The organism is Rhizobium sp. WYJ-E13 (assembly GCF_018987265.1).
Classification (GTDB): Bacteria; Pseudomonadota; Alphaproteobacteria; order Rhizobiales; family Rhizobiaceae; genus Rhizobium.
In genome coordinates this window covers 1,866,200-1,889,608 of sequence record NZ_CP076854.1, presented here as the reverse complement: position 1 = coordinate 1,889,608, position 23,409 = coordinate 1,866,200, and the positions used below count along the sequence as shown (strand labels likewise).

The 23,409-nt window shown below is 60.4% G+C and carries 23 protein-coding genes and 1 pseudogene; 11 read left to right on the top strand and 13 right to left on the bottom strand.

The features are described from left to right. Nucleotides 1-22: 22 nt before the first annotated feature. The 9 genes from KQ933_RS30160 to KQ933_RS30120 form a co-directional block, all read right to left on the bottom strand. The gene (locus KQ933_RS30160; RefSeq protein ID WP_216759645.1) at nucleotides 23-454 is read right to left on the bottom strand and encodes a VOC family protein; all 432 of its coding nucleotides are present in this window, start codon (nucleotides 452-454) and stop codon (nucleotides 23-25) included. 105 nt (nucleotides 455-559) lie between these two features. Next, the gene (locus KQ933_RS30155; RefSeq protein ID WP_216759644.1) at nucleotides 560-1,420 is read right to left on the bottom strand and encodes an AraC family transcriptional regulator; all 861 of its coding nucleotides are present in this window, start codon (nucleotides 1,418-1,420) and stop codon (nucleotides 560-562) included. A 210-nt stretch (nucleotides 1,421-1,630) separates the two neighbouring features. Further along, nucleotides 1,631-2,923: an amidohydrolase family protein gene (locus tag KQ933_RS30150; RefSeq protein ID WP_216759643.1), complete on the bottom strand. Its 1,293-nt coding sequence runs from the start codon at nucleotides 2,921-2,923 to the stop codon at nucleotides 1,631-1,633. Between the two features lie 37 nt (nucleotides 2,924-2,960). Beyond that, nucleotides 2,961-3,905 (bottom strand): ABC transporter permease, encoded by a 945-nt coding sequence (locus KQ933_RS30145; protein WP_216759642.1) that lies wholly within the window; start codon nucleotides 3,903-3,905, stop codon nucleotides 2,961-2,963. Next, nucleotides 3,902-4,951: an ABC transporter permease gene (locus tag KQ933_RS30140; RefSeq protein ID WP_216759640.1), complete on the bottom strand. Its 1,050-nt coding sequence runs from the start codon at nucleotides 4,949-4,951 to the stop codon at nucleotides 3,902-3,904. Before KQ933_RS30140 ends, KQ933_RS30145 begins: the two co-directional genes overlap by 4 nt. Continuing rightward, nucleotides 4,941-6,470: an ABC transporter ATP-binding protein gene (locus tag KQ933_RS30135; protein ID WP_216759638.1), complete on the bottom strand. Its 1,530-nt coding sequence runs from the start codon at nucleotides 6,468-6,470 to the stop codon at nucleotides 4,941-4,943. Before KQ933_RS30135 ends, KQ933_RS30140 begins: the two co-directional genes overlap by 11 nt. Further along, nucleotides 6,467-7,915 (bottom strand): amidase, encoded by a 1,449-nt coding sequence (locus KQ933_RS30130; protein ID WP_216759636.1) that lies wholly within the window; start codon nucleotides 7,913-7,915, stop codon nucleotides 6,467-6,469. The genes KQ933_RS30135 and KQ933_RS30130 overlap by 4 nt, the downstream gene beginning before the upstream one ends. Before the next feature lie 12 nt (nucleotides 7,916-7,927). Further along, complete coding sequence (locus tag KQ933_RS30125) at nucleotides 7,928-8,914, bottom strand: BMP family protein (protein WP_216759634.1); 987 nt, start codon at nucleotides 8,912-8,914, stop codon at nucleotides 7,928-7,930. Nucleotides 8,915-9,049: 135 nt separating this feature from the next. After that, nucleotides 9,050-9,826: an SDR family oxidoreductase gene (locus tag KQ933_RS30120; RefSeq protein ID WP_216759633.1), complete on the bottom strand. Its 777-nt coding sequence runs from the start codon at nucleotides 9,824-9,826 to the stop codon at nucleotides 9,050-9,052. Nucleotides 9,827-10,207: 381 nt separating this feature from the next. Here KQ933_RS30120 and KQ933_RS30115 point away from each other — a divergent pair, with 381 nt between their 5' ends. From KQ933_RS30115 to KQ933_RS30090, 6 genes are all read left to right on the top strand, one after another. Next, nucleotides 10,208-11,191, top strand: a complete 984-nt coding sequence (locus tag KQ933_RS30115; RefSeq protein WP_216759632.1) for an arabinose ABC transporter substrate-binding protein — start codon at nucleotides 10,208-10,210, stop codon at nucleotides 11,189-11,191. A gap of 69 nt (nucleotides 11,192-11,260) precedes the next feature. Then, entirely contained in the window at nucleotides 11,261-12,766 is a 1,506-nt protein-coding gene (gene araG, locus KQ933_RS30110) for an L-arabinose ABC transporter ATP-binding protein AraG (RefSeq protein ID WP_216759630.1), read from the top strand. Between the two features lie 16 nt (nucleotides 12,767-12,782). Then, nucleotides 12,783-13,739, top strand: a complete 957-nt coding sequence (gene araH, locus KQ933_RS30105; protein ID WP_216759629.1) for an L-arabinose ABC transporter permease AraH — start codon at nucleotides 12,783-12,785, stop codon at nucleotides 13,737-13,739. A 105-nt stretch (nucleotides 13,740-13,844) separates the two neighbouring features. Beyond that, nucleotides 13,845-14,618, top strand: coding sequence for a FadR/GntR family transcriptional regulator (locus KQ933_RS30100; RefSeq protein ID WP_183726137.1), 774 nt, complete (start codon nucleotides 13,845-13,847; stop codon nucleotides 14,616-14,618). A 139-nt stretch (nucleotides 14,619-14,757) separates the two neighbouring features. After that, nucleotides 14,758-15,462: a GntR family transcriptional regulator gene (locus tag KQ933_RS30095; RefSeq protein ID WP_216759627.1), complete on the top strand. Its 705-nt coding sequence runs from the start codon at nucleotides 14,758-14,760 to the stop codon at nucleotides 15,460-15,462. A gap of 151 nt (nucleotides 15,463-15,613) precedes the next feature. Beyond that, a complete protein-coding gene (locus KQ933_RS30090) occupies nucleotides 15,614-16,555 on the top strand; it encodes a dihydrodipicolinate synthase family protein (RefSeq protein WP_216759626.1) in 942 nt (313 codons plus the stop codon). Between the two features lie 100 nt (nucleotides 16,556-16,655). Here KQ933_RS30090 and KQ933_RS30085 read toward each other — a convergent pair whose 3' ends face one another. Together KQ933_RS30085 and KQ933_RS30080 are read right to left on the bottom strand one after the other, a co-directional pair. Continuing rightward, a complete protein-coding gene (locus tag KQ933_RS30085; protein ID WP_216759625.1) occupies nucleotides 16,656-17,009 on the bottom strand; it encodes a helix-turn-helix domain-containing protein in 354 nt (117 codons plus the stop codon). A gap of 51 nt (nucleotides 17,010-17,060) precedes the next feature. After that, entirely contained in the window at nucleotides 17,061-17,261 is a 201-nt protein-coding gene (locus KQ933_RS30080; RefSeq protein WP_216759624.1) for a hypothetical protein, read from the bottom strand. An 86-nt stretch (nucleotides 17,262-17,347) separates the two neighbouring features. Between KQ933_RS30080 and KQ933_RS30075 the strand changes: the two genes are divergently transcribed. Next, on the top strand, nucleotides 17,348-17,899 hold the full coding sequence (locus KQ933_RS30075) for a hypothetical protein (RefSeq protein WP_253958370.1): 552 nt from the start codon (nucleotides 17,348-17,350) through the stop codon (nucleotides 17,897-17,899). A gap of 62 nt (nucleotides 17,900-17,961) precedes the next feature. Continuing rightward, nucleotides 17,962-18,123 (top strand): hypothetical protein, encoded by a 162-nt coding sequence (locus tag KQ933_RS30070; protein ID WP_253958369.1) that lies wholly within the window; start codon nucleotides 17,962-17,964, stop codon nucleotides 18,121-18,123. On the opposite strand, the gene KQ933_RS30065 is transcribed toward KQ933_RS30070, so the two are convergent. Beyond that, on the bottom strand, nucleotides 18,089-19,147 hold the full coding sequence (locus tag KQ933_RS30065; protein WP_216759622.1) for a LysR family transcriptional regulator: 1,059 nt from the start codon (nucleotides 19,145-19,147) through the stop codon (nucleotides 18,089-18,091). The genes KQ933_RS30070 and KQ933_RS30065 overlap by 35 nt on opposite strands. A gap of 361 nt (nucleotides 19,148-19,508) precedes the next feature. On the opposite strand from KQ933_RS30065, the gene KQ933_RS30060 reads away from it, so the two are divergent. After that, nucleotides 19,509-19,775 carry a hypothetical protein gene (locus KQ933_RS30060; RefSeq protein WP_216759621.1) on the top strand — a complete coding sequence of 89 codons (267 nt, stop codon included), beginning with the start codon at nucleotides 19,509-19,511 and terminating at the stop codon, nucleotides 19,773-19,775. Between the two features lie 197 nt (nucleotides 19,776-19,972). Then, nucleotides 19,973-20,173, top strand: a pseudogene (locus KQ933_RS30055) (IS5/IS1182 family transposase); the annotation flags it as partial. Nucleotides 20,174-20,346: 173 nt separating this feature from the next. Here KQ933_RS30055 and KQ933_RS30050 read toward each other — a convergent pair. Further along, nucleotides 20,347-21,366, bottom strand: coding sequence for a 1-aminocyclopropane-1-carboxylate deaminase/D-cysteine desulfhydrase (locus KQ933_RS30050; protein ID WP_216759620.1), 1,020 nt, complete (start codon nucleotides 21,364-21,366; stop codon nucleotides 20,347-20,349). A 170-nt stretch (nucleotides 21,367-21,536) separates the two neighbouring features. Between KQ933_RS30050 and KQ933_RS30045 the strand changes: the two genes are divergently transcribed. Further along, the gene (locus KQ933_RS30045; protein WP_216759619.1) at nucleotides 21,537-23,381 is read left to right on the top strand and encodes an ABC transporter ATP-binding protein; all 1,845 of its coding nucleotides are present in this window, start codon (nucleotides 21,537-21,539) and stop codon (nucleotides 23,379-23,381) included. Nucleotides 23,382-23,409: the final 28 nt, after the last annotated feature.

Genomic DNA, 23,409 nt, shown 5'->3' with positions numbered 1-23,409 from the left:
AGCATCGGCGGCAGAGCCTTGTCTAGTCGAGATCGCCCACAGGACCGCCTTCGGCCCAGGCATAGAGTTCCCAGAGATTGTCATCAGGATCTGCGAAGTAGCAGCAGCGCGCATTCCAGCTGTAATCCTGTGGAGGCCCCTGGAAGGTGACGCCGGCAGCTGCCAGTTCGGCGTAGGCTGCGTCAACGGCTGCGGGAGAAGAAAGCTCGATCGCAGCGCAGGCCTTGTGAACTCCGGGCGGGGCCTTCAGGCCGGATACGCCGGTATTTTGGGCAATATGGTCGATCTCCCAAAGGGCGAGCGTAACGCCCGCACCCTTGAAATCGGCAAAGCCTGGAGCGCGCCGGCGTGGCTGGAAGCCGAGGCTATCGACGTAGAAGGCTGCTGCCCGGTCAATGTCTTCGACCAGAAAGCAGATATCGGTGATTGGATTAACTTGCGCGAAGGCAGGCATTCGATACTCCCTTGTTGTCGAGAGTGTGTCTTGCAAACGCGAAGTGCGATTTCAAAATCGTGCGCTATTTTTTTGCAAAGCTGCTTTTCTGCGCATCGGCGCCAATCATTGCAATGATCTGCGATAGTCAGTGGGAGTTACGCCGACGATCCGGCGAAATACGCTCGAGAAATGTGCCTGACTGGAAAAGCCGGTGGCATAGGCAATCTCCGAGAGTGTTTCCTTGCCATCGGCCAGGTAAATTCGAGCCCTCTCAATCCTTCGATCGAGTATGAACTGGTGTGGTGGCTTCCCGACAGCCTTCTTGAAGGCGCGGCTGAAATGAAAGTGGCTCATGTGGGCGACGCCGGCCAGTTCATCGACGGTGAGGTCGGCACGACAAAGATAATCCTCGACATACTCGGTCACCCGCTTCAGCTTTTCCGACCTTATCGACCGTATCCCGACGGCTGGTCTTGTTCCCAGGAGCCTGACGACCGAACAGGCGAGCGCCATGCCGAGGTGTTCCATCAAGAGAGGGTCGGCGCATTCGGTCTGCTCGACGGCTGCAGCGAGTGAAAGGGCCACTTGCAAAGTAGTCGGGTCCGATGCTGCGCTGAATGCATCGTCATTGAGGCGGTCAGGATCGAAATCTCTCAGGCCCAGGTTCTCGTAGAGCTTCGGAGCCTGGAAAATCGATATGTAATCTGCGGCGTCGCCTTCGACTTCGAAATTGATCGAAGCCGGCTGAAAGCCCAGTGTGAAGGACGGCCTCTCGACAGATCTGAAATTTGCCGAACCATATCTGTGTGCATATTTCCGGTGAGCAGTGCGGTTGATCGAGATCCTGTGAAGCGAGCCCTGTGAGGCCATTTCGCCAGCCGAGCTGTGGTAGGTCTCTATGATGAGGTCGCGCTGAACGAACGCTTTATATTGCTGAAGCGACGGCCGGCTTATCGAGAATATTCGCGGGTCAATGTCGAGCATATGGTGTTCTCCATCGCTCATGAAAAGCAATTTTTGCGCCAGATGAGGAAGTTTGCATCTGTCCCTGAGCCGGAGGCGACGCCCCGACAACCGCAAGGCGCACCGCCTCGACGGGGCGGTGGAATTGATGGTCTTCAGGACGAGAGCAGGCGCTCGGAGGTCAGGATATGGTCGACGGCGGCAGCGCTCCGTTTCTATAGCAACCCGTTGTCAGCCTGGCAGGCTAGGATAGAAATCCGATGCGTCTAGCCTTGTCGGTCTGCCCTCGATTACAAGTTCGCTCAAGCGCGGCAAGCTCCGCGCGATGACCTTGCCGCGGCGGATGACGGTCAGCCGGTTCGCTTTCAACCGCAGTGCTTCGAGCGGATCGCGAGCCTGCAGGATGACGAGATCGGCATTCTTACCCTTTTCCAGGCCGTAGCCTTCAAGCCCCATGGTTTGGGCGGAGTTGACGGTCAGCGCGTCGAAGATTTTCTTCTTATCGTCGATGCCGGCCATCTGCGCGACATGGATCGCCATATGGCCGACCTCCAGCATGTCGCCCGAGCCCATCGAGTACCAGGGGTCCATTACGCAGTCATGGCCGAAGGAAACGTTCAGGCCCGCCTCCATCAGTTCACGCACCCGCGTCATGCCACGCCGTTTCGGATAGGTGTCGTGGCGGCCCTGCAGCATGATGTTGATCAGCGGATTGGGGATGACGTTGATCTTTGCCTCCGCCATCAGCGGAATGAGCTTGGAGACGTAATAGTTGTCCATTGAATGCATCGATGTCAGGTGCGACCCGGCGACACGGCCCTGCAGGCCGAAGCGGACGGTTTCGGCGGCAAGCGTTTCGATATGGCGCGACATCGGATCGTCGGTCTCGTCGCAATGCATGTCGACGGGCAGGCCACGGTCGGCTGCGATACGGCAAAGGGCGGCAACCGACGCCGCACCATCGGCCATGGTGCGCTCGAAATGCGGAATGCCGCCGACGATATCGAGCCCCATGTCCAGCGCACGGTTCAGCGCCTCGACGCCATCGGGCGCACGATAGTAGCCATCCTGCGGAAAGGCGACGAGCTGCAGGTCGATATAAGGAGCGACTTTCTCGCGCACCTCGATCAGCGCCTCTGCGGTTACCAGTCGCGGATCGCTGGTATCGACATGGCTGCGGATATGCAGGAGGCCTTGGGAGACGGCGAGGTCGCAATAGCGCAAGGCCCGCTCCACCAAAGCTTCGCGGGTCAGGATCGGTCGAAGCTCGCCCCAGAGCGCAATGCCTTCGAGAAGCGTGCCGGAGCGGTTCATGCGCGGCAGACCGAGGGAAAGCGTCGCGTCCATGTGAAAATGCGGGTCGACAAAAGGCGGGCTGACGAGCCGGCCCGTCGCGTCGATCTCCTCGCCGGCCTCGGCCTCGATCCTGGCTGCGATCTCGGCGATCCTGTCCTTCTGAATGGCGATATCGATGCCGCTGCGGCCATCGGGAAGATTTGCGTTTCGGATGATCAGGTCAAACATGGCGGCACCGGTCTGTTGTGGAACTGGGAATTGGCAATCAGCGCTCGCCACGGCGATAGGGCTGCATGAGCGCATGCGGAACGCGGGCACGTCGCGCCATCACGGCGAGTGCGGCAATCGACAGGAGATAGGGCGTCATCAGGAAAAGCTGATAGGGAACGACGCCTCCGAGTACGGTCTGAAGCCTGAGCTGGAAGGCATCGAAGAAGGCAAAGAGCAGGGCGCCCAGAAGGGCACGGCCCGGCCGCCAGGAGGCGAAGACGACGAGTGCGATCGAAATCCAGCCGCGTCCCTGAACCATGGTCGGAAAGAAGCTGTTGAAGGCAGAAAGCGTCAGGAAGGCGCCGCCGACGGCCATGATTGCGCTTCCGGAAATGATGGCGCCATAACGGATCCTGATCGGATCGATGCCCTGTGCTTCTGCCGCATGCGGGTTCTCGCCGGTCATACGGATCGTCAGGCCAAGCGGCGTGCGAAAGATCAGATAGCCCAGAATGACGGCAAGCAGGATGGCAAGGTAGGTCGGCGCAGTCTGGGCAAAAAGGGCTTGGCCGAGGAAAGGCAAGCCGGAGAGGACAGGAATGTCGAGCGGTTGGAACGGTACGATCGTCGGCGGTGTACCGGCAAGCGGCACGACTAGGCGGAAGATGAAATAGCTGAGGCTGGAGGCAAAAAGGGTAATACCGAGGCCTGTGACATGCTGTGACAGGCCGAGCGTCACGGTCAGAAGCGCATGCAGCAGGCCGAAGATCGCGCCGGCGAGTGCTGCAACGAGTATCCCGGTCCAGAGATCAGCGCCGTGAAAGACGGCAAGCCAGCCGATCATCGCCCCGAAGGTCATGATACCCTCGATACCGAGATTGAGCACGCCCGCCCTTTCGCAGAGCAGCGCGCCGAGCGTGCCGAAGATCAGCGGTGTTGCGATGCGCAGCACGGCAGCCCAGAGGCCGGCGGAGGAGACAATGTCGGTCAGAGCCATCATCTGCGGATCCTGTATTGGGTGAAGAACAGCGCGATAAGCATGGTCAGCAGAGAGACGGCGACGGTCACGTCGGCAATATAGGTCGGTATGCCGAGCGCCCGGCTCATGCCATCGGCGCCGACGAACATGGTGGCAGTGAAGAGTGCCGCGGCAATCACGCCGATCGGGTGCAGGTTGGCGAGCATGGCGACGATAATGCCGGAATAGCCGAAGCCCGGCGACAGATCGGTTGTCACGTAGCCTTTCACGCCCATTACCTCGATCGCGCCGGCAAGGCCCGCCAGGCCGCCGGAAAGGCAGGCGACCTTGACCAGCGTCATGCCGAGTGGCACGCCGGCAAAGACGGCGCCGGCGGGATTGAGGCCTGCTGCGCGCGAGCGCAGGCCAAAGACAGTCCGCGACTGAAGGAGATGCACCGCGAGCGCGATGGTGATGGCGATGATGAAGCCGATATGCAGGCGTGAGCGCGCCACGAGCTTCGGCAGCAGCGCGTGGTCGCTGACCGGCATGGATTGTGGCCAGCCGAAGGCGAGCGGATCCTTCAGCACGCCGTCGATCAGCATGGAGACGAAGAGCAGGGCGACGAAATTCAAGAGCAGGCTGGTCACGACCTCATCGACGGAAAAGCGCAGCCGGAGCCAGAGCGGCACAAGGATCAGCACCATGCCGGCGACGGCCCCTGCAAGCAAGAGGGCGGGGATGAGAAGCACGGCCGGCAGCCCTGCCAAGAGCTTGGAGCCGAGTGCGGCAACGGTGATGGCCCCGAGATAGAACTGGCCTTCGGCACCGATATTCCAGAGCCTGGCGCGGAAGGCGACAGCTGCGGCAAGGCCGGTCAGCATCAAGGGTGTAGCCCGCGTTAGCGTCTCCGTCGCCGAAAGCCGTGTACCGAAGGCGCCGGTCAGGATACGCCAATAGGCTTCGAAGACAGGGGCGCCTGCGAGCGCAATCAGGATGCCGGCAATGGCGAGTGCGGCGATGACGGCACCGATAGGCGCTGCCACGACCAGATAGGGCGGGCGGTGATCGCGGCGTTCAAGACGCATGCTGGGCCTCGGACGTCCATTCGCCTGACATCATCAGGCCGAGTTTTCGGGGATCGGCGCTTTGCGCGTCGATGGGGGGCGACAGGCGCCCTTTGACGATGGCCTGGATGCGATCGGCAAGGCCGATCACCTCGTCCAGATCCTCCGATATCAGAAGCACGGCCGTGCCCTGCTTGCGTGCCTGCAATATACGGGCATGGACGGCGGCAACAGCGCCCTCGTCGAGCCCGCGTGTCGGTTGCGCCGCAATCAGGATCTTCGGCCTGTCATGCAGGTTGCGGCCGAGGATCAGCTTCTGCATGTTGCCGCCCGAAAGAAGCCGGGTGCGCGTCGCCGGCCCGCCGCCGCGAATGTCGAATTCGGCGATGATCTGCTGTGCGAAGGCCATGCCGGCCTTTCGGTCGACCAGCCCATGGCGGGAAAAGCGTGGAGAGGCGATGCGCTCGAGTACGGCATTCTCCCAGACGGAGAGCTCGCCGATCGCGCCTTCCTTATTGCGATCCTCTGGAATACGGCCGATGCCGGCATCGATCAGGCCTTCGACACTGATCTTGGTGACCGGTTGCCCGAACAGAAGGATGTCGCCGCTGCTCCAGCCGGCCAGGCCGCTGACAAGATGGCTGAGCGTCGCCTGGCCATTGCCGGAGACGCCGATAATGCCGAGTGTTTCGCCGGCATGGAGCTGAAAACTGATATCTCTCAGCCGCTCCTGGCCGCTATCGCGAACGGTGACGCCGACCGCTTCGAAGACGACCTCGCCGGGTGTGGACGCCTCGCGGACCGGGCGGGTCACCCGCCTACCGACCATGAGTTCGGCAAGCTCCGCCTTACTGATTTCACCGGTCAGCCGCTCGGCGACGACCTTTCCGCCGCGCAGCACGACGACGCGGTCTGCCGCACTGATCACCTCGTCCAACTTGTGGGAAATGAAGATCAGCGAGAGATCCTGCCGGGCCATTTCCCGCAGCGTCTGGAAGAGACGTTCCGCCTCGATATTGGTAAGCACTGCCGTCGGTTCGTCGAGGATCAGGATGCGGGCATCGTTATAGAGCGCCTTGAGGATTTCGACGCGCTGCTGTTCGCCGACCGAGAGGTCGCCGAGCCGGGCATCGGGATCGACCTCGAGGCCGAAGCGTGTGGCAATCGACAGGAGCTTGGCACGGCCGGCGGTCTTTTCCGATTTCCAGGACCAGAGCTTTTCCGTTCCCGTCATGACGTTTTCGAGCACCGTCAGGTTCGCCGCCAAGGAAAAATGCTGGTGCACCATGCCGATGCCGGCGTGGATCGCCGCACGAGGCCGGCCGGCCGGCAACTCGTTGCCTTCGATATGGATCGTGCCGGCGTCCGGCACATAATGGCCGAAGAGAATGTTCATCAGCGTCGTTTTGCCGGCGCCGTTTTCGCCGAGCAGCGCCAGCACTTCCCCCTTGGCGAGGCTCAGCGAAATATCGTCATTGGCCTGGATCGCGCCGAAACGCTTGCTGATGCCGGCAAGCTGGAGCACGGGAGCTGATGTCATGAGGCAAGTCCCGCAATGGCATGGGAGTGGATCCAACGTTGCTCTGCTTCCAGCCGCGAGGCAAGGGCAAGCAGCAGCGGTTCCTGGCCCATCGGCGCCAGCAATTGCACGGGCAAAGGCATTCCGTCCGCGTCGCTTCCAAAAGGCAGTGTCAGAGCCGGAAAACCGGAAATATTGGCAAGGCAGGCGAGCGGTGCAAAGCGCGCCATGCGGTTCAGATGCAGGGCCGTGTCCTGATGGTCGCTCGGGAAGGAGCCGATTGGCAGAGGGGCTGTCGCAAGCATCGGCGTCAGCAGGCAGTCGATGCCGTCGAAGAGCCGCCAGAGGTCGTGACTGATATGCGGCATGGCACTGAGGCTCTGCCAGAGAGAGGTTGGCGCAAGGGCTGCTCCGCGCGCCGCGAAGGCGGCCGTCAGAGGCTCAGCCTTTGAAAGGTCGAGCCGCAGGCTCTCGATGAGCCATGCCAGATTGATGGCAATGATGTCGGCGAAAATGGCCGCGCTCGCGGTAACACTTGGCGCAAGGCGCGGCCATTCGATCGTGACGATCTGATGCCCGTCCTGTTCGAGGCTCCGGGCTGCTGTCTCCACGGCTTGCTGCCTTGCTGGCTCGGTCGGCAGGTCGCTGCCAGTCTCTGTCAGCAGGCCGATGCGAAGGCGGGGCTTTTCACCGTTGTCGGGAGCGGCTGCCGCATAGGGGCCATCTGGATTTCCATCCAGGGCGTCTAAAATTGCCCCTGCGTCCCGAACGGAACGGCAGATCGCAAGCTCACTGGCGATGCCGCCGAGATGATTGCCGAAGCCCGGACCGCCGGGGATTGCGCCACGACTGGGTTTCAGGCCAACGAGACCGCAGCAGGCGGCCGGCACACGGATGGAGCCGCCGGCATCCGTCGCATGGGCAATCGCCACGATACCGGCTGCAACCGCGGCCGCAGCTCCGCCGGATGAGCCGCCTGCGGTGCGGGACGGATCGAGCGGATTGCGGCAGACAGGCCCTCGCGCCGGTTCGCTTGCAAGAGAGAGACCGACTTCCGGACTGGTGGTGAGGCCAAAGAGGCTGAAGCCCGCCTGACGGAAGCGCGCCGCAAGATCGGAATCGGCCGATGCATCGAGCATTCCATCGAAGAGTCCTGAGCCGGCATGGACGGCAAGCCCTTTGAACGGGCCGCCGAGATCCTTGGCAAGCGTCGGCACGCCGCCAAAGGGCCGGGCGGCGAAGCGATCCGGCTCATCGCGGCGCTCGCGATCAAGGGCGGCAGCATTGTCCATGCCGAGGGCTGCGTCGAGATGACAGATCGCGCCAAGCGCCTCATTGGTTCTGGCGGCGGAAATCGCCTTTTCCATCGCCTCGGTACAATCGGATGCACCGCTCCCGATCCGGGCGGCGAGCGCAATCGCGTCGCCCTCCGGTACCGAGCCCTTGCTTGCATCAATCCTGGTCATCCGAATGCCGGCTTACTTCGGCTCCTCGGGCATGATCGGCACTTCGAAGGCGCCGGACTTGATGGCGGCGCGTTTGGCTTCCATCGCCGCTTCGGCCTCTGCCGGGGCCACGCCCTTGACATAGACGATATCGCTGCCGCCTTCCTTCATCAGGCCGAAGCGCGTGTAGTTGTTGCCGGTCGGCTTGCCGGCCTTCACGTCGGCGATCGCCGCATTGAGGATCGGGCGGAAGCCCCAGATCGCATTGGCAAAGACCGTATCCGGATAACGCGGTGTATAGTCGATCAGCGAACCGACGGACTTGATGCCGCGCTCCTTGGCAGCGTCAGCCGTGCCGATGCGCTCGCCAAACAGAATGTCGGCGCCAGCATCGATCTGGGCAAGGCCGGCTTCGCGTGCCTTCGGCGGATCGAAGAAGGTGCCGATGAAGGCGACGAGGTGCTTGGCATCCGGGCGGACTTCCTTCACGCCGGCGGCAAAGGCATTCATCAGCATGTTGACTTCGGGGATCGGCAGCGCGCCGACTGAGCCGACAATGCCCGATTTCGTCATCTTGCCGGCCAGCATGCCGGCGAGATAGGCGCCGTCATGATTCCATGTGCCGAAGACGCCGAAATTGTCGCCCGACGGCTCGCCACTGGAGCCGAGCATGAAGGCAGTCTTCGGATAGTCGGCGGCCACCTGGCGGGCTTCGCGCTCGACGGCATAGGCCTCGCCGACGATGAGTGCTGCGCCCTGTTCGGCATATTCGCGCATAGCGCGCGGATAGTCGGTGCCCGAGACACCTTCGGAGAAGACGTATTCGATCACACCTTCGGAAGCGGCATCCTGAAGCGCCTTGTGCAGACAGGAGTTCCAGGCGTTTTCGACTGGTGAGGCATGGATGCCGGCAACCTTCAGTTTTTCCTGCGCCCAGAGTTTGGGTGCAAAGGCGGTTGCACCGAGCGCCATGCCCGACGCGAGAACCGTACGACGGGTGATAGTGATCTGATTTTTCATGAGTTCCCCTCTTTTTTACCAGATGGATAAAACTCTATGGATCGCCCAAAATTGTGTCAAGTAATGCTGCTGCGCAAAAACTAGACAGCTCCCATGTGCGCCGCACTTTAGGTCTGTGGCGAGTAGCGGAAACGATCACTGGTGTTGCATGACGCTGAGGCCGCCGTCGATCGTCAGGCAGGTGGCATTGATGAAGGTGCATTCATCCGAGATCATGAAGACTGCTGCCATGGCGATTTCCTGCGGTGTGGCAATGCGCCCGCCCGGATGCAGTTTCATCGTTTCAGCCTTGGCCTTTTCCGGGTCGGGGAAACTGTTCCAGTAGTCGATGACCTTCTGGGTCGAGACGTAGCCGGGCGCAATCGCGTTCACCCGCACATGCTGTGGGGCATATTCGATGCCGAGCGACTTGGTCATGCCGAGTAGTGCGTGTTTGGCGAGCGGGTACGGAAAGGTGTGCGGGATGATGGTGAAGGCGTGGGTCGAGGCGATATTGAGGATGACGCCGCCGCCATCGGCGATCATCTGCGGCAAGACGGCACGGCAGCAATGCCAGGCGCCCTTGAGATTGATATCGAAGCAGCGCTGCCATTCTTCATCTGTTGTCTGCAAAGGCTCGGCAAAGACGTTGACGCCAGCATTGTTGACGAGGGCATTGATGCTGCCGATCTCTTCCCCTGCCTTGGCCACGGCAGCCTTTATGGCGGTAGCATCGGTGATGTCGGCCGCCTGATAGCCGAGCACTGTGCCTTTTGCCGCCAGGCGCGCGGCGGTTTCTTCGAGCACTGCCTCATCGCGGTCGACCAGGAAGAGGCGCGCGTCTTCTGCCGCAAAGGCCTCGGCGATTGCCAGGCCGATCCCTTGCGCAGCACCTGTAACGAAGACCCGTTTTCCGGAAAGGCGGTGTGGCATCGTCTGTCTCCTCTTTATGCTTGTTCTCGCTGATCAGGACAGCGCATCGGCCGCATCGGCGATGCAAGGGCCGAAAGCGGGTCGCCCTGCAGATCGATGATGGCCATGAAGCAATGTTCCCCAAGAGATCGAGGCTGATCCGAACTGGGCGGCACCCTATTATCGGTCGAATGAATGTCAATATATATAAGATTTATTTTCGTCTTCGACGGTGTTGTCGGCCTGCTCTCGACCTATGGCTTGGTGTTTCGGAGATTTCGCGCGGGTTTTCACGGTCGAGTCGCGTAAATAATCATACATAAATATTGACTGGTATGATGTTTGTTTCTATCCAATAACTGCTGCCGATGAGCGGCAGATCGAGATTTAGGGAGAGAGATAATGCGCTTCGTCAAAGCAGCCATCCTCGCCGGCGCCTTTGCCGTTCTGGCCGCCGGCTCCGTCTTGGCAGAGGACGTCAAGATCGGTTTCATCGTGAAGCAGCCGGAGGAGCCCTGGTTCCAGGACGAATGGAAATTTGCCGATCAGGCTGCCAAGGAAAAGGGTTTCACCGTCGTCAAGATCGGCGCTGAGGATGGCGAAAAGGTCCAGTCGGCGATCGATAACCTCGGTGCGCAGGGCGCCCAAGGCTTCATCATCTGCACGCCTGACGTCAAGCTCGGTCCCGGTATCGTTGCCAAGGCCGCTGCCAACCAACTCAAGCTGATGACCGTTGACGACCGTTTGGTCGATGCCGACGGCAAGCCGCTGGAGGATGTGCCGCATATGGGCATTTCCGCCACGAAGATCGGCGAAGGCGTCGGCCAGGCGCTCGTTGACGAGATGAAGAAGCGCGGTTGGGACATGAAGGATGTCGGCGCAATCCGCGTCTCCTACGATCAGCTTCCGACGGCTGTCGACCGTGTCGAAGGCGCGATCTCGGTTCTGAAGGCTGCCGGCTTCCCGGCTGAGAATATTTATGACGCGCCGCAGGCAAAGACCGATACGGAGGCAGCGCTCAATGCCGCCACGACCGTTCTCAACAAGCATGCCGATGTGAAGTACTGGGTCGCCTTCGGCCTCAACGATGAAGCCGTGCTCGGCGCTGTGCGCGCATCCGAATCGGTCGGCATTTCCGCCGACAACATGATTGGCGTCGGCATCGGTGGTGCGGAATCGGCGATCAACGAGTTCAAGAAGCCGTCTGCGACCGGGTTCTTCGGCACGGTCATCATCTCGCCGAAGCGTCACGGTTATGAAACCGCGCTCAACATGTATGATTGGATCGCCAACGGCAAGGAGCCGGCAAAGGTGACGCTGACCTCGGGTTCTCTGGCGCTGCGTGGCGATTATGAAAGGGTTCGCAAGGACCTCGGTATCGAATGATCATCCGTCCGTGATGATTTCTTCCCGGCGGCACTTTCTGTCGCCGGGTACATTCTCGACGGAGCGATGATGGCTTTCCTCGAATTCAAGACCATTTCCAAGGGTTATCCGGGCGTCCAGGCGCTCTCCAACATCTCCTTCGGCATCGAAAAAGGCGCCGTGCATGGGCTGATGGGCGAAAACGGCGCCGGCAAGTCCACCCTGATCCGCGTGCTCTCAGGCGATCAGTCTGCCGATGAAGGCAGCATTCTCATCCATGGCGTCGAGCAGAAATACAGCTCCGTCCGCGATGCGTTCCATGCCGGTGTCATCGTCATCCATCAGGAGCTTCAGCTCGTCCCGGAACTGACCGTCGCCGAAAACCTCTGGCTCGGCCGCTTTCCCGGCAAGGCCGGGGTCATCAATGGCAAAACGCTGATCGAGACGGTTCGCGCCAAGCTTGACGAGATCGGCATCGACGTCGATCCTTCCACAAAGGTTTCCTCGCTGTCGATCGGTGCCCGCCAAATGGTGGAAATCGCCAAGGCCGTGATGCTCGACGCCCGGGTGATCGCGCTCGACGAGCCGACCTCCTCGCTCTCCTCGCGTGAAAGCGAAATCCTGTTTTCCCTCATCGGCAAGCTGAAGGCCAAGGGTACGGTCATCATCTATGTCTCGCACCGCCTTGATGAGATCTTTCGTCTCTGCGATAGCCTGACGGTTCTGCGCGATGGCAAGCTTGCCGCGCATCATCCCGATATCGGCAAGACGACCCGCGAGCAGATCATCGCCGAAATGGTCGGCCGCGAGATCGCCAATATCTGGGGCTGGCGCGAGCGGCCGCTCGGCGATGTCCGCCTTGAGGTCAAGACCCTGTCCGGCTCGAAGCTCCGCAATCCGATCAGCTTCTCTGTCCGCAAAGGCGAAATCCTTGGTTTCTTCGGGCTGATCGGTGCCGGGCGAAGCGAGATGGCGCGGCTGCTCTATGGCGCCGACCACCGCTATCAGGGCAGTGTCGCGATCGATGGCGTAGGCATATCTCCCAACAATCCGAAGGCGTCGATCAATGCCGGCATGGTTCTCTGCCCGGAGGACCGCAAGTTCGACGGCATCATCCAAGGCCGGTCAATCCAGGAGAATATTACGATCTCCTCACGCCGGCATTTCTCTCCGTTCGGCGTTCTGGATCCGAAGAAGGAAGCTTCGATCGCCGACCAGTTCATTGCCAAGCTTAGGGTCCGCACGCCCTCGCGCAAGCAGGACATCATCAATCTCTCGGGCGGCAACCAGCAGAAGGTCATTCTCGGCCGCTGGCTTTCGGAGCAGGGCGTCAAGGTGCTGGTCATCGACGAGCCGACGCGCGGAATCGATGTCGGCGCCAAGTCGGAAATCTATGAAATCCTCTATGAACTTGCTGCCGGTGGCATGGCGATCGTCGTCATTTCCAGCGAGCTTCCCGAGGTCATGGGTATCTCGGATCGCATCATGGTCATGTGCCAAGGTCGTGTGGCCGCCAACGTGGGGCGGGCTGATTTCGACGAACGCGGCATTCTGACCGCGGCCCTGCCCGACAAGAATGCCGCCGGCACAATCTAATTCAGGAACGGTAGTGATGAACGCGTTAAAAAAAATCCTCCTCGGTGAACAAGGTCTGGTGGTGATCTTCGCGATCGCCTTCGTGATCGTCTCGATGACCGTTCCGAGCTTCCTGACCGAACGTAACATGCTCGGCCTGCTCCAGTCGGTGGTGACGATCGGCATCGTCGCCTGCACCATGATGTTCTGCCTTGCCTCGCGGGATTTCGACCTTTCCGTCGGCTCGACGGTGGCCTTCTCCGGCATGATTACCGTCATGGTGTCGAATTCCACCGGCTCTATCCCGCTTGGCCTGCTGGCGGCTCTCGTCTGCGGCAGCATCGTCGGCTTTGTGAATGGTGTGGTCATTGCCCGCTTTCGCATCAACGCACTGATCACCACGCTTGCGACCATGCAGATCGTGCGCGGCCTGGCGCTGATCGCCTCTGATGGCCGTGCCGTCGGCATCAACGATCCCGCCTTCTACCAGCTGGCGCTGTCGCGTTTCCTGACGGTGCCGACGCCGATCTGGATCATGGTACTGCTCTTCATCGTCTTCGGTTTCGTGCTGAACCGCACCGTCTTCGGCAAGAATACCCTGGCGATCGGCGGCAATCCCGAGGCCTCGCGCCTTGCGGGCGTCAATGTCGTCAATATGCGCATCTGGATCTTTGCCCTGCAGGGTCTCGTCTGCGGCATTGCCGGTATTCTGCTTGCCTCGCGCATCACATCCGGTCAGCCGAATGCGGCGACCGGCCTGGAACTCTCCGTCATCTCGGCCTGCGTGCTCGGCGGCGTGTCGCTCGCCGGCGGCCGCGCGGCGATGACCGGGGTAATTGTCGGTGTGCTCATTATGGGCATTGCCGAGAATGTCATGAACCTGCTCAACATCCAGGCCTTCTATCAATATGTGGTGCGCGGTCTTATTCTCCTGATCGCCGTCCTGCTCGACAATATGCGCTCGTCGGCCGCGGGACGCGGCAACCGCGCGTGACGATCAGATTTCTTGGGAGAAGCCTGCTGAGCCTGCAGTTGTAGATTGAAGCTTGAGCGAGGCGCCGCCCATGATGAAAACAAGACCAGTGGTACGGGGGACGTGATGAGTACGCGATCGGGACTTCTGCGAACGGGAAGTGCGGCGACCAAGCCCGAACAGGGACGGCGCACCGTGCGCGAGGAACTGTTGAAGAAACTCATCGGGCAGATCGTCTCCGGCGATATTGCCGAAGGCTCGCTTCTGCCGAACGAAGCGGAGCTTTCCGAGCTCTATGGTGTCAGCCGCACCAGCCTCAGGGAGGCGATGCAATATCTGTCGGCCCTCGGCATGGTCCGTTCGCGCACGCGCGCGGGCACCAGCGTGCTGCCTCGCGAGAACTGGAACTATCTCGACCCGCTGGTCCTCGATGCGACGCTCGAATTCAGCGATGACCGGGGCTTCTACGATTCGTTGCTCGACGCCCGCCAGCTGCTGGAGCCGGCCGCTGCCGCGCAGGCCGCCGCCAATGCCACAGCCAGGCAGCTCGCCCAGATCGCCGAAGCCTTCGAGGACATGGTGGCGGCCAATGCCCGTGACAACGAGGCCTGGAGCCAGGCGGACCTCGAATTCCATACCGCCATTATCAATGCTAGCGGCAACTGGGTCTTCCGTCAGTTTGCCACCGCCATCCGCGCTGCTTTGCTTGCAAGCTTCCGCCTGACCAACCGGGCGAGCCAGAGCCACGACTATGCGATCGCCCGGCATCAGGACGTGCTGGACGCGATCCGCATGCGACGGCCAGATGCGGCGCGTTTTGCGATGGAGCAGCTGATCGGCACAGCGCGGATGGAATTGAGCGATGCGCTGCGCGTCGGCAAGCCGGGAAAACGCGAATAGGCATCGCCGCCTCTTGTCGAGGCAAAGGGAACATTCAAAATTCCATCTGCCGACAGAAAGTATATAGGGTTTGAAGTCGTCCAGCGGATTCGCTAGTAGACTGAGTATGAACTCGGCTGCTTGAAAGGACGATGGAAGCGTGGACGAGACCGAAAAACTGCAAACACACCGGCGTGGCTCCGGCGTATCGACGGTCTATGAGACGCTTCGAAACGAGATCATCGAGCTGAAACTGCCGCCCGGTAGCCCGATCGACGAACAGCAATTGTCCGATCGTTTTGCGCTGTCGCGAACGCCGATCCGCGAAGCACTGGTGCGGCTTGCCGCCGAAGGGCTGATCACGACGCTGACCAACCGCGCGACGATCGTCTCGAACATCGATTTCCTCGGCCTGCCGGAATTTTTCGATGCCCTTACGCTGATGTATCGCGTCACCACCCGGCTTGCGGCGGCCAATCACGCCGAAGGGGATATCGCCGCCATCCGTGTTCAGCAGAAGTCCTTCGAGATAGCGGTCACCAATCGCGACGTGCTCGGCATGATTTCGACCAACCGCGACTTCCATATCGCGATCGCCCAGGCCGGTCGGAACCGATATTATGTCGAGCTCTTCACCCGGCTGCTGGACGAGGGACGCCGCATCCTAAGGCTCTACTATTCCTCCTTCAACGATGTCCTGCCGCGCCAATATGTTGGCGAGCACGAGGAGATGATCCAGGCGATCATCAATCGCGACGTGGCGCGCGCCGACAGCCTGGCCTCTGCGCATGCCGACCAGATCGTTCGGCAGATCCGCTCCTACATCACCGCCGATTCCCGCCAGAACGCCAAGCTGGCACTCTAGTCGCCGCAAAACTCTTGCACCGCCGGTAAAGCGCTTCCGCCGAAGGAAAATTGTGCTTTGTATTTTTATTGTCGACAAGAAGTCGGCAAGATGCTAAATGCCTCATCAACCCCGGTATCCGGGGAGTTTTCAAGATAACGAGAGATTGGCGATGACTGGTTCCGTATTCCAAGGTTGCATCCCGGCGCTCATGACGCCCTGCAACAATGACCGTACCCCTGACTTCGACGCGCTTGCTCGCAAAGGCAAGGAACTGATCGACCTCGGCATGTCCGCCGTCGTCTATTGCGGTTCGATGGGCGACTGGCCGCTGTTGACGGACGAGCAGCGCCAGGAAGGCGTCAAGCGCCTTGTCGAGGCGGGTGTTCCGGTCATCGTCGGCACCGGTGCCGTCAACACCAAGTCGGCCGTTGCCCATGCCGCGCATGCGGCCGCCGTCGGCGCCAAGGGGCTGATGGTCATCCCGCGCGTTCTGTCGCGCGGTTCGTCTGTCTCGGCCCAGCGGGATCATTTCTCGGCGATCCTCGAGGCTGCGAAGGGCCTGCCGGCAGTCATCTACAATAGTCCCTATTACGGCTTTGCAACGCGCGCTGATCTCTTCTTCGATCTGCGTTCGCGATTCTCGAACCTCGTCGGCTTCAAGGAGTTCGGCGGCAAGAGCGACATGACCTATGCGGCCGAAAACATCACGTCGGGCGATGATGCGCTGACGCTGATGGTCGGCGTCGACACCGGCGTCTACCACGGCTTCGTCAATTGCGGCGCAGGCGGCGCCATCACCGGCATCGGCAATGCGCTGCCGAAAGAAGTCCTGCATCTCGTCTCGCTATGCGAAAAGGCAGCAAAGGGCGATGCCGCTGCCCGCAGCGCCGCACGCGAGCTCGAAGAGGCGCTGATGGTTCTTTCGACCTATGACGAAGGTCCGGATCTGGTGCTGCACTACAAGTATCTGATGGTGCTGAATGGCGAGACGGAATACACGCTGCACTTCAACGAGACCGACAAGCTCAGCGATTCGCAGCGCCGCCACCTCGAAAACCAGTATCGCCTGTTCAGGAATTGGTACGCTGCGCGTTATCCGAACGCGGCTTGAGACTGTCAATGATCTCCAGGCCTCGCAGCTTGCCTGCGAGGCCACTACACAGCAGGTACGGCTCGTCCGGTCAGCCATGCCAGAGCCAGCCTAATTGCCTTCAGATCGTCACATCGGTGACGGCCAGGGTGTGGATCAGCATCGTCAGGTTGCGGCGGATGTTCTCATCGGAGATGCGCGCGATTTCCTTGGCAAGATAGGCTGCCTCGTCCTCGACACCGCCGCCCATCCCGGTTTCGACGCCGTTGACGAACCAACCGGCATCCACCTTCATGAAGCTGCACAGCCGCAGCATGACCGCAACGGATAGGCGGTTTGTACCATTCTCATATTTCTGGATCTGCTGAAACGCGACACCGATATGCGCGGCCAGTTCGCTCTGGGTGACGCCGCGAGCGGCGCGCACGGAGCGTAATCTTTGGCCGATCGCCAAATTCAGTTCCTGATCTTTCATTCCTATCCTTGAGAATACTTCCAGAGATCGTCAAATCTTTGTGGGTTGTCTTTACATGATCGGCTTTTGAGTTCTACCTCCATCGGTCAAAAGCGTCAGTTGTTCCTTGAGTTGGCGCTGTTCTGTCTCGGAGAGGCGGGCGATCTCATTTTCGACGAAGCTCGCAATGGCCCTTGGGTCGTCGCCGAACCGACGTGCCCCTTCGGTGCAAAGAGCAATGATGGTTGCCATCGGATTGGCAGGGTCCGTCATTTTTGAAATCCCCCCTGAAATCTTCGTCCTTCGCGCAGCTCGCATTCTGGAGTTGAAGTGGGTTGCACAGACAACGAGGCCGACCGATGGTGATCAAATATCCCAATCTTCGATGCCAAGTCGCAACCACCCCGGATCATGTTCGGGATGCGATGATCCTCAGAAGCATCTGCTTTGTCCATGAGCACGCTATCTCTCCCTCCTTCATCTTCGATGGCAATGATCACCAGGCCACGCATTTCGTCTTTTATGATGGCGAAGAGCCGGTGGGTTCCCTTCGCATCCGCTGGTTCGCCGATTTTGCCAAGTATGAACGAACCTGCTTCCGCGAAAAGTACCGACACCCTTTTACGGTTAAGCGTTGCATTCAGATGACGTTCGATCACGTGGCGCGCAAGGGCTACACGAAGGTTCTGACCCAGGCCGAGCAGCGCCTCGCGCGGTTGTGGACCATTTTGTTCGATCTGGAGATCGTCGACAGCCCCCCCGTTGAGATCGCCGGCCATCCGGAACCTTATCTGACCGTGGTCGGTACGATTCCCGCCGCGCCTGACCCGATTACGATGGAGAGCAGTAGTGCGTTGCTGTTGCGTGTCGAAGGCCAATGGGACGCACCGAGTTCGTTTGAGACAGCATGACCATGGCAGATTTGCGAAATGCGGGTAAAAAGTCCGCAACAGCGGCGCTGCAGGAGGAGATCTTGACCCGCACGAAACTGCACACCGAAATGGTGCGTCGTCTCATCAACGATCCGACAGTGCGGCCGGTCGAGCTTGCCGGCTTCCTCGAGGATGTCGCGAATGCCTATCTTTCGATCTCGGAAGAGCTCAGCCAGATTGTGAAGGCGGCGGAGGAGCGATAGTTTCAAGCATCTTGCGCAGGCTTTCTTCCTGCTCGTGCCGTCCGGATGGGAAGGTCAATCCCGTAGCGAATGACGGATTGGTCCTGAAAATATCGACGATCCAGTCATAGACGGCGGCAACCGGTCTCGATTGCCTGCGATTGGCAACGGAAATCAGGTAGATCGGCAGAGCGACATGAACGCCGAGTTCAAGCGGCACGAGTTCGGAATCTGCAAGAACATAGTTACCGAGCAGCCCCACACCGGCGCCGTTACGCACGAGAGCAAAATAGGCGAGCGAATTTTCGCAATTGTGGGTCTGGTGGCCGGCTTCGACCAGACCGCGCCAGCCATCCCAGATCTCGCGTTCGGAAGCGTAGTAATTGCACTGCACGTAGACATGCTGGGAAATGAACTGCCGCTGCGGAACGCCGGATTTTTTCAGATAATCACGGCTGGCCACCGGAATGAGATGAAGGGTGCCAATCTCGAGGCAATCGACATCCGCTCTCGAGATCGGAGACAGAGAGATCATCAGGTCGGCCTGGTTCTTTTCGAAATTGACCAACGACACCTGTTCCCGGATGTCGAGGTTGAGGCGCGGATAGCTGTCGTTCAGCCGGGGTACCGCGGGAGCGACGATGGCGACGGCAAGGCCGGAGGTCACGCTGAGGGCGACCCGCCCGGTAACAGCGTCCATCTCGTCCTTCAGGTCGTTGGAAAGGGCAAACAGCTGGAAATCGAGTTCCGCGACCTGGATGGCAAGCTTGCGGCCGGTTTCCGTCAGGGTGACGCCGGAAAAGGTCGAGATGACGAGTTGCGAACCGATCTGGTCCTGGAGGCGCTTCACGTCGCGACTGACGGTGGGCGCGCTGGTGCCGAGCAGTTCCGCGGCTTGAGCAAAGGAGGGGCTTTTGGCGACCGCCAGAAAGGTTCTGAGCTCGCGCCAGATCGGCCGCGAGAGCAGGCCCCGGATTTCAAGTGGTGATTTGTCCAGATCGGCGCGTTCGCTGCCGAATGGAAGAGGAGGGAAGGGTTTGTTCAAGACCGCCTCACGTATTAGTGGAAGCGCAACAATACACTTGATCGGAGATTATGGGCAATTGTCGAAGAATGGCAGCTTATCGGTGCTGAGAGGTCGCAGATTAACGATTGCAACAGCCGATCTTGATCGCTGGCGCGGCTAGAAATACTACCAATGAGGTGTCTAATCCTATTTCAGATTTCGGATAAACAGCAATATTTTCCGTGATTTAAATCGATCCAATTGGGTCATTTACGCAATTCACAGGGTGTGTTAGCGTTTTTCGTGGGCAAGATCCGATTCAACATTCTGTTTCGGGAGCGACGCGGGCAGGCCTGTTCGATCTCGAGACTTCTGCCAAGCTTGGAGGCAAATTAAGGCGATGGCCAATGCAACTCGCGATATGGTTGAGAGCAATGAGCCGGTGGGATTCCTGCGGCTCTTCCGCCTCATCTCTGCAGCAAGAGACGGTGCTTCATCATTGCAGCTGATGGATCTCGTGCGCTTGATGGATATGGCGCTCATGCAGACGGCGCTCGACTGGGACGGCCTTGATGCCGAAGACCTAGATGAGCGCGCTTTCCTCAATCTCATTCGCGAGAAACAGCAAGTCGTCCATCAGACGCATATCCACGCTGTTTCAAATTGACTTAGGCATGATTACAGACGGGATGGCGTTGGTGCACAGATCGTTTATCGATCATGGGATAATCGGTGCGATCGCCTCAACCTCGTGCCACCACTATGCCCTTCAACACAATGCCGCCCGCCGCCATCGTATCGGCAAGATGAAGTTCAAGGTGACGAACTGGGCAGAATACGAAGCCGGCCCTCGCGGTCGCGGCACAGCGAGACCGACACATTGAAGCGATCAAGGCACACGGTCGGATGAAATGGCAAGCAACGACCGGCTATGGCAAGCGCTCGCTGGTCGAGATCGCCATCGACCGATATAAATCGATCATCGGACACCGACTACGGGCACGCTCATTCGGCGCGCAACAGACCGAGGTCGCCATCGGCTGCAAGCAGCAAAGGTGTAGATAGCGTCTGCTTCAAAGACAGAAAGCCGTTCCCATTGCGACCCATGCACCAACGCCGTTTTCAGCGCCTTCAGTAGGCGCTGAACTCGTGACTACCGCTGCCGTCATAGGCGGCGGCGAGATTGGAACGATTCGTGCAAAGTATGCGGGAGCCGCGCGCTGCGGTCATCACGTCTGTCATAGTCCTGACAGTCTCGTCCCGATATCGTCTGTAAGCAGGCCCGCATAGGGGTAGAGCGCCGGCGAGCCGCCGCAATGAATGAAGAGAACATGTGAGCCCTTGGCAATCGAGCCGTTCTCGACACACCCGATGATACCGGCGACGGCCTTGCCGGTATAAACCGGGTCGAGCAGCATACCCTCGCGGTTACCGGCGAGCTTGATCGCCGCGTTGCCGGCTTCCGACGGGATGGAATAACCAGGGCCGATATAGTCGTTCTCGATGCGGATTTCGTCAGCGGTCCAGCGCTTGTCGAAGCCCAGCAGTTCAGCGCCGGCATTGGCCATGACGGCGATCCGTTCGCTGAAGGGAACGGCGCTGCCGGTGACCGCAATGCCGACGACTTCGGCCTTCGGCATGAACATGGCGCAGCCGATATGCAGGCCGGCCAGCGTGCCACCCGAGCCGACGGGGGCGACGATATAGTCCGGCGTCGGGGTGCCGGCGGCGCGATACTGTTCGGCAAGTTCCTTGACCGCATTGACATAACCCATCGCGCCAAGCGCAGAGGCGCCGCCGAGCGGAATGATATAGGCCTTTTCGCCGCGGGCCTCGGCCTGATCGGCGTGATACTGCATGCGCGGGTTGATCTCGGTAAAATAGGCGTCCTGATCCAGGAAGTCGATCTCGGCGCCGAACAGATGGTCGAGAAGCAGGTTGCCCTGGTAGAGATCCGGACGGTTGCCGCGCAGGACGAGGATCGGCTTCATGCCGTATTTGCGGGCGGCTGCGGCCGTCATGCGGGCATGGTTGGACTGGTGGCCACCGGTCGTGATCAGCACCTTGATGCCCTGCGAGACCGCATCGGCCATCAGATATTCCAGCTTGCGGACCTTGTTGCCGCCACCGCCGAAGCCGGTGAAGTCGTCACGCTTGACCGACAGGGAGATGCCCAGCTCGGCGCTGAGGCGCTCCAGTTCCTCGATCGGGGTCGGCAGGAAGCCAAGGGAAAGGCGGGGGATCTCTTCAAGCTTCATGAATTCGCTTCTTCCATTCTCACCCGCAGCAATCCCGCAGGCCTCATGCTGATATAAATATATCATATATCCTGTATCCGCAGTGGCAAGGTGCTTTTATTTGTGGCATGCAACATAGTGAGGCAGGCGCATGAGGGTGTCGCCGCCCAGGAGTTCGAAAGGATCGGGCCATGGCAGAGACAATGATCAGCGTTTCCAGCCTGAAGACCTCTTTCCGCCGGAAGGGTCTGTGGCTGCCGGTGGTGCGTGACGTCTCGTTCGACGTTGCCGCCGGTGAGACGGTGGCGCTGGTCGGCGAATCCGGCTCCGGCAAGAGCGTGACCGCCATGTCGATCATGCAGCTCTATGAGCGGAATGCCTGTCGCATCGAAGGTTCCGTCAAGCTGGAAGGCCAGGAACTGCTCGGCCTGCCGGAACGGAAGATGCGCGACATCAGAGGCAATCGCATCGCGATGATCTTCCAGGAGCCGATGACGAGCCTCAATCCATCACTGACGATCGGCGACCAAATTTCCGAAGTGCTGGTAGCCCATCGCGGCCTGTCCTTCTCCAACGCTGCGAAGGAAGCGCTCGGCCTGATGGAAAAGGTGCGCATTCCCTCCTCCGCCAAGCGCATGCAGGAATATCCGCACCAGCTTTCCGGGGGCATGCGTCAGCGCATCATGATCGCGATGGCACTTGCCTGCCGTCCGAAACTGCTGATCGCCGACGAACCGACCACGGCGCTCGATGTGACGATCCAGGCGCAGATCCTCGAACTCATCAAGCTGCTACAGGAAGAAGAGGGCATGGGCGTCCTCTTCATCACCCACGACATGGGCGTGGTCGCGGAAATCGCCGACCGCACCATAGTCATGTATAAGGGCGAGGCGATCGAACGCGGCCACACGGAAGACATCTTCGCCGAGCCCCAGCGTGCTTATACCAAGGCGCTGCTCTCCGCCGTGCCGAAGCTCGGGTCCATGAACGGCGCCTTCGGCCCGGCGCGTTTTCCGCTGATCGACGTGGAAAGCGGCGCTCCGGTCGAGATGCAGCCGGTCGAGGATACCGTTTCGGCAAAGCCGGTGCCGCTGCTGCAGGTCCGCGATCTCGTCGCACGGTTTGACATTGGCGGCGGTTTCCTGGGTTCCACCTCCGGCCGGGTGCATGCCGTCGAAAACATCTCCTTCGACCTGAAGGCCGGCGAAACGCTGGCATTGGTCGGCGAAAGCGGCTGCGGTAAGTCGACCACCGGCCGTACGATCATGCGGCTGCTCGATGCCAATTCCGGCTCGGTCAAGCTCGATGACCGGGAGATCCTCGGCCTCACCGGCCGGGAAATGCGCGACATGCGCCGGCATATCCAGATGATCTTCCAGGACCCGTTCGCCAGCCTCAATCCGCGCATCGAAGTGGGTGACGCGATCGCTGAGCCGCTGCTGGCGCATGGCATCGCATCGGGCAGGCGCGACGCGCATGACCGGGTTGGGGACTTGATGGTCAAGGTCGGGCTGCAGCCGGACATGGCCTCCCGCTTCCCGCACGAATTCTCCGGCGGCCAGCGGCAGCGCCTGTGCATCGCCCGGGCGCTTGCCATGGCGCCGCAGATCGTCGTCGCAGACGAAGCGGTTTCCGCACTCGACGTGTCGATCAAGGCGCAGGTCATCAACCTGATGCTCGACCTGCAGGAAAATCTCGGCCTCGCCTACCTCTTCATCTCCCACGACATGGCCGTGGTGGAGCGGATGAGCCACCGTGTGGCGGTTATGTATCTCGGTGAGATCGTCGAGATCGGCCCGCGCCGTGCGATTTTCGAAAACCCGCAGCATCCTTACACGAAGCGGCTCCTGGCCGCCGTGCCGATCCCGGACCCGACGCGGCGCGGCATCCGTCGGGGACTGAGCAACGACGAGATCAAGAGCCCTTTGCGACCGCTCTCCTACGTGCCGCCAGAGCGCGATTATATCGAGGTCTCGCCGGGGCACCGGGTACAGGTCTGGGGCGACGAGTGGGGCAGCGCGACCGCAGCGGCGTAGATTCTCCTGGCTGAGGTTTCGCGCGAAA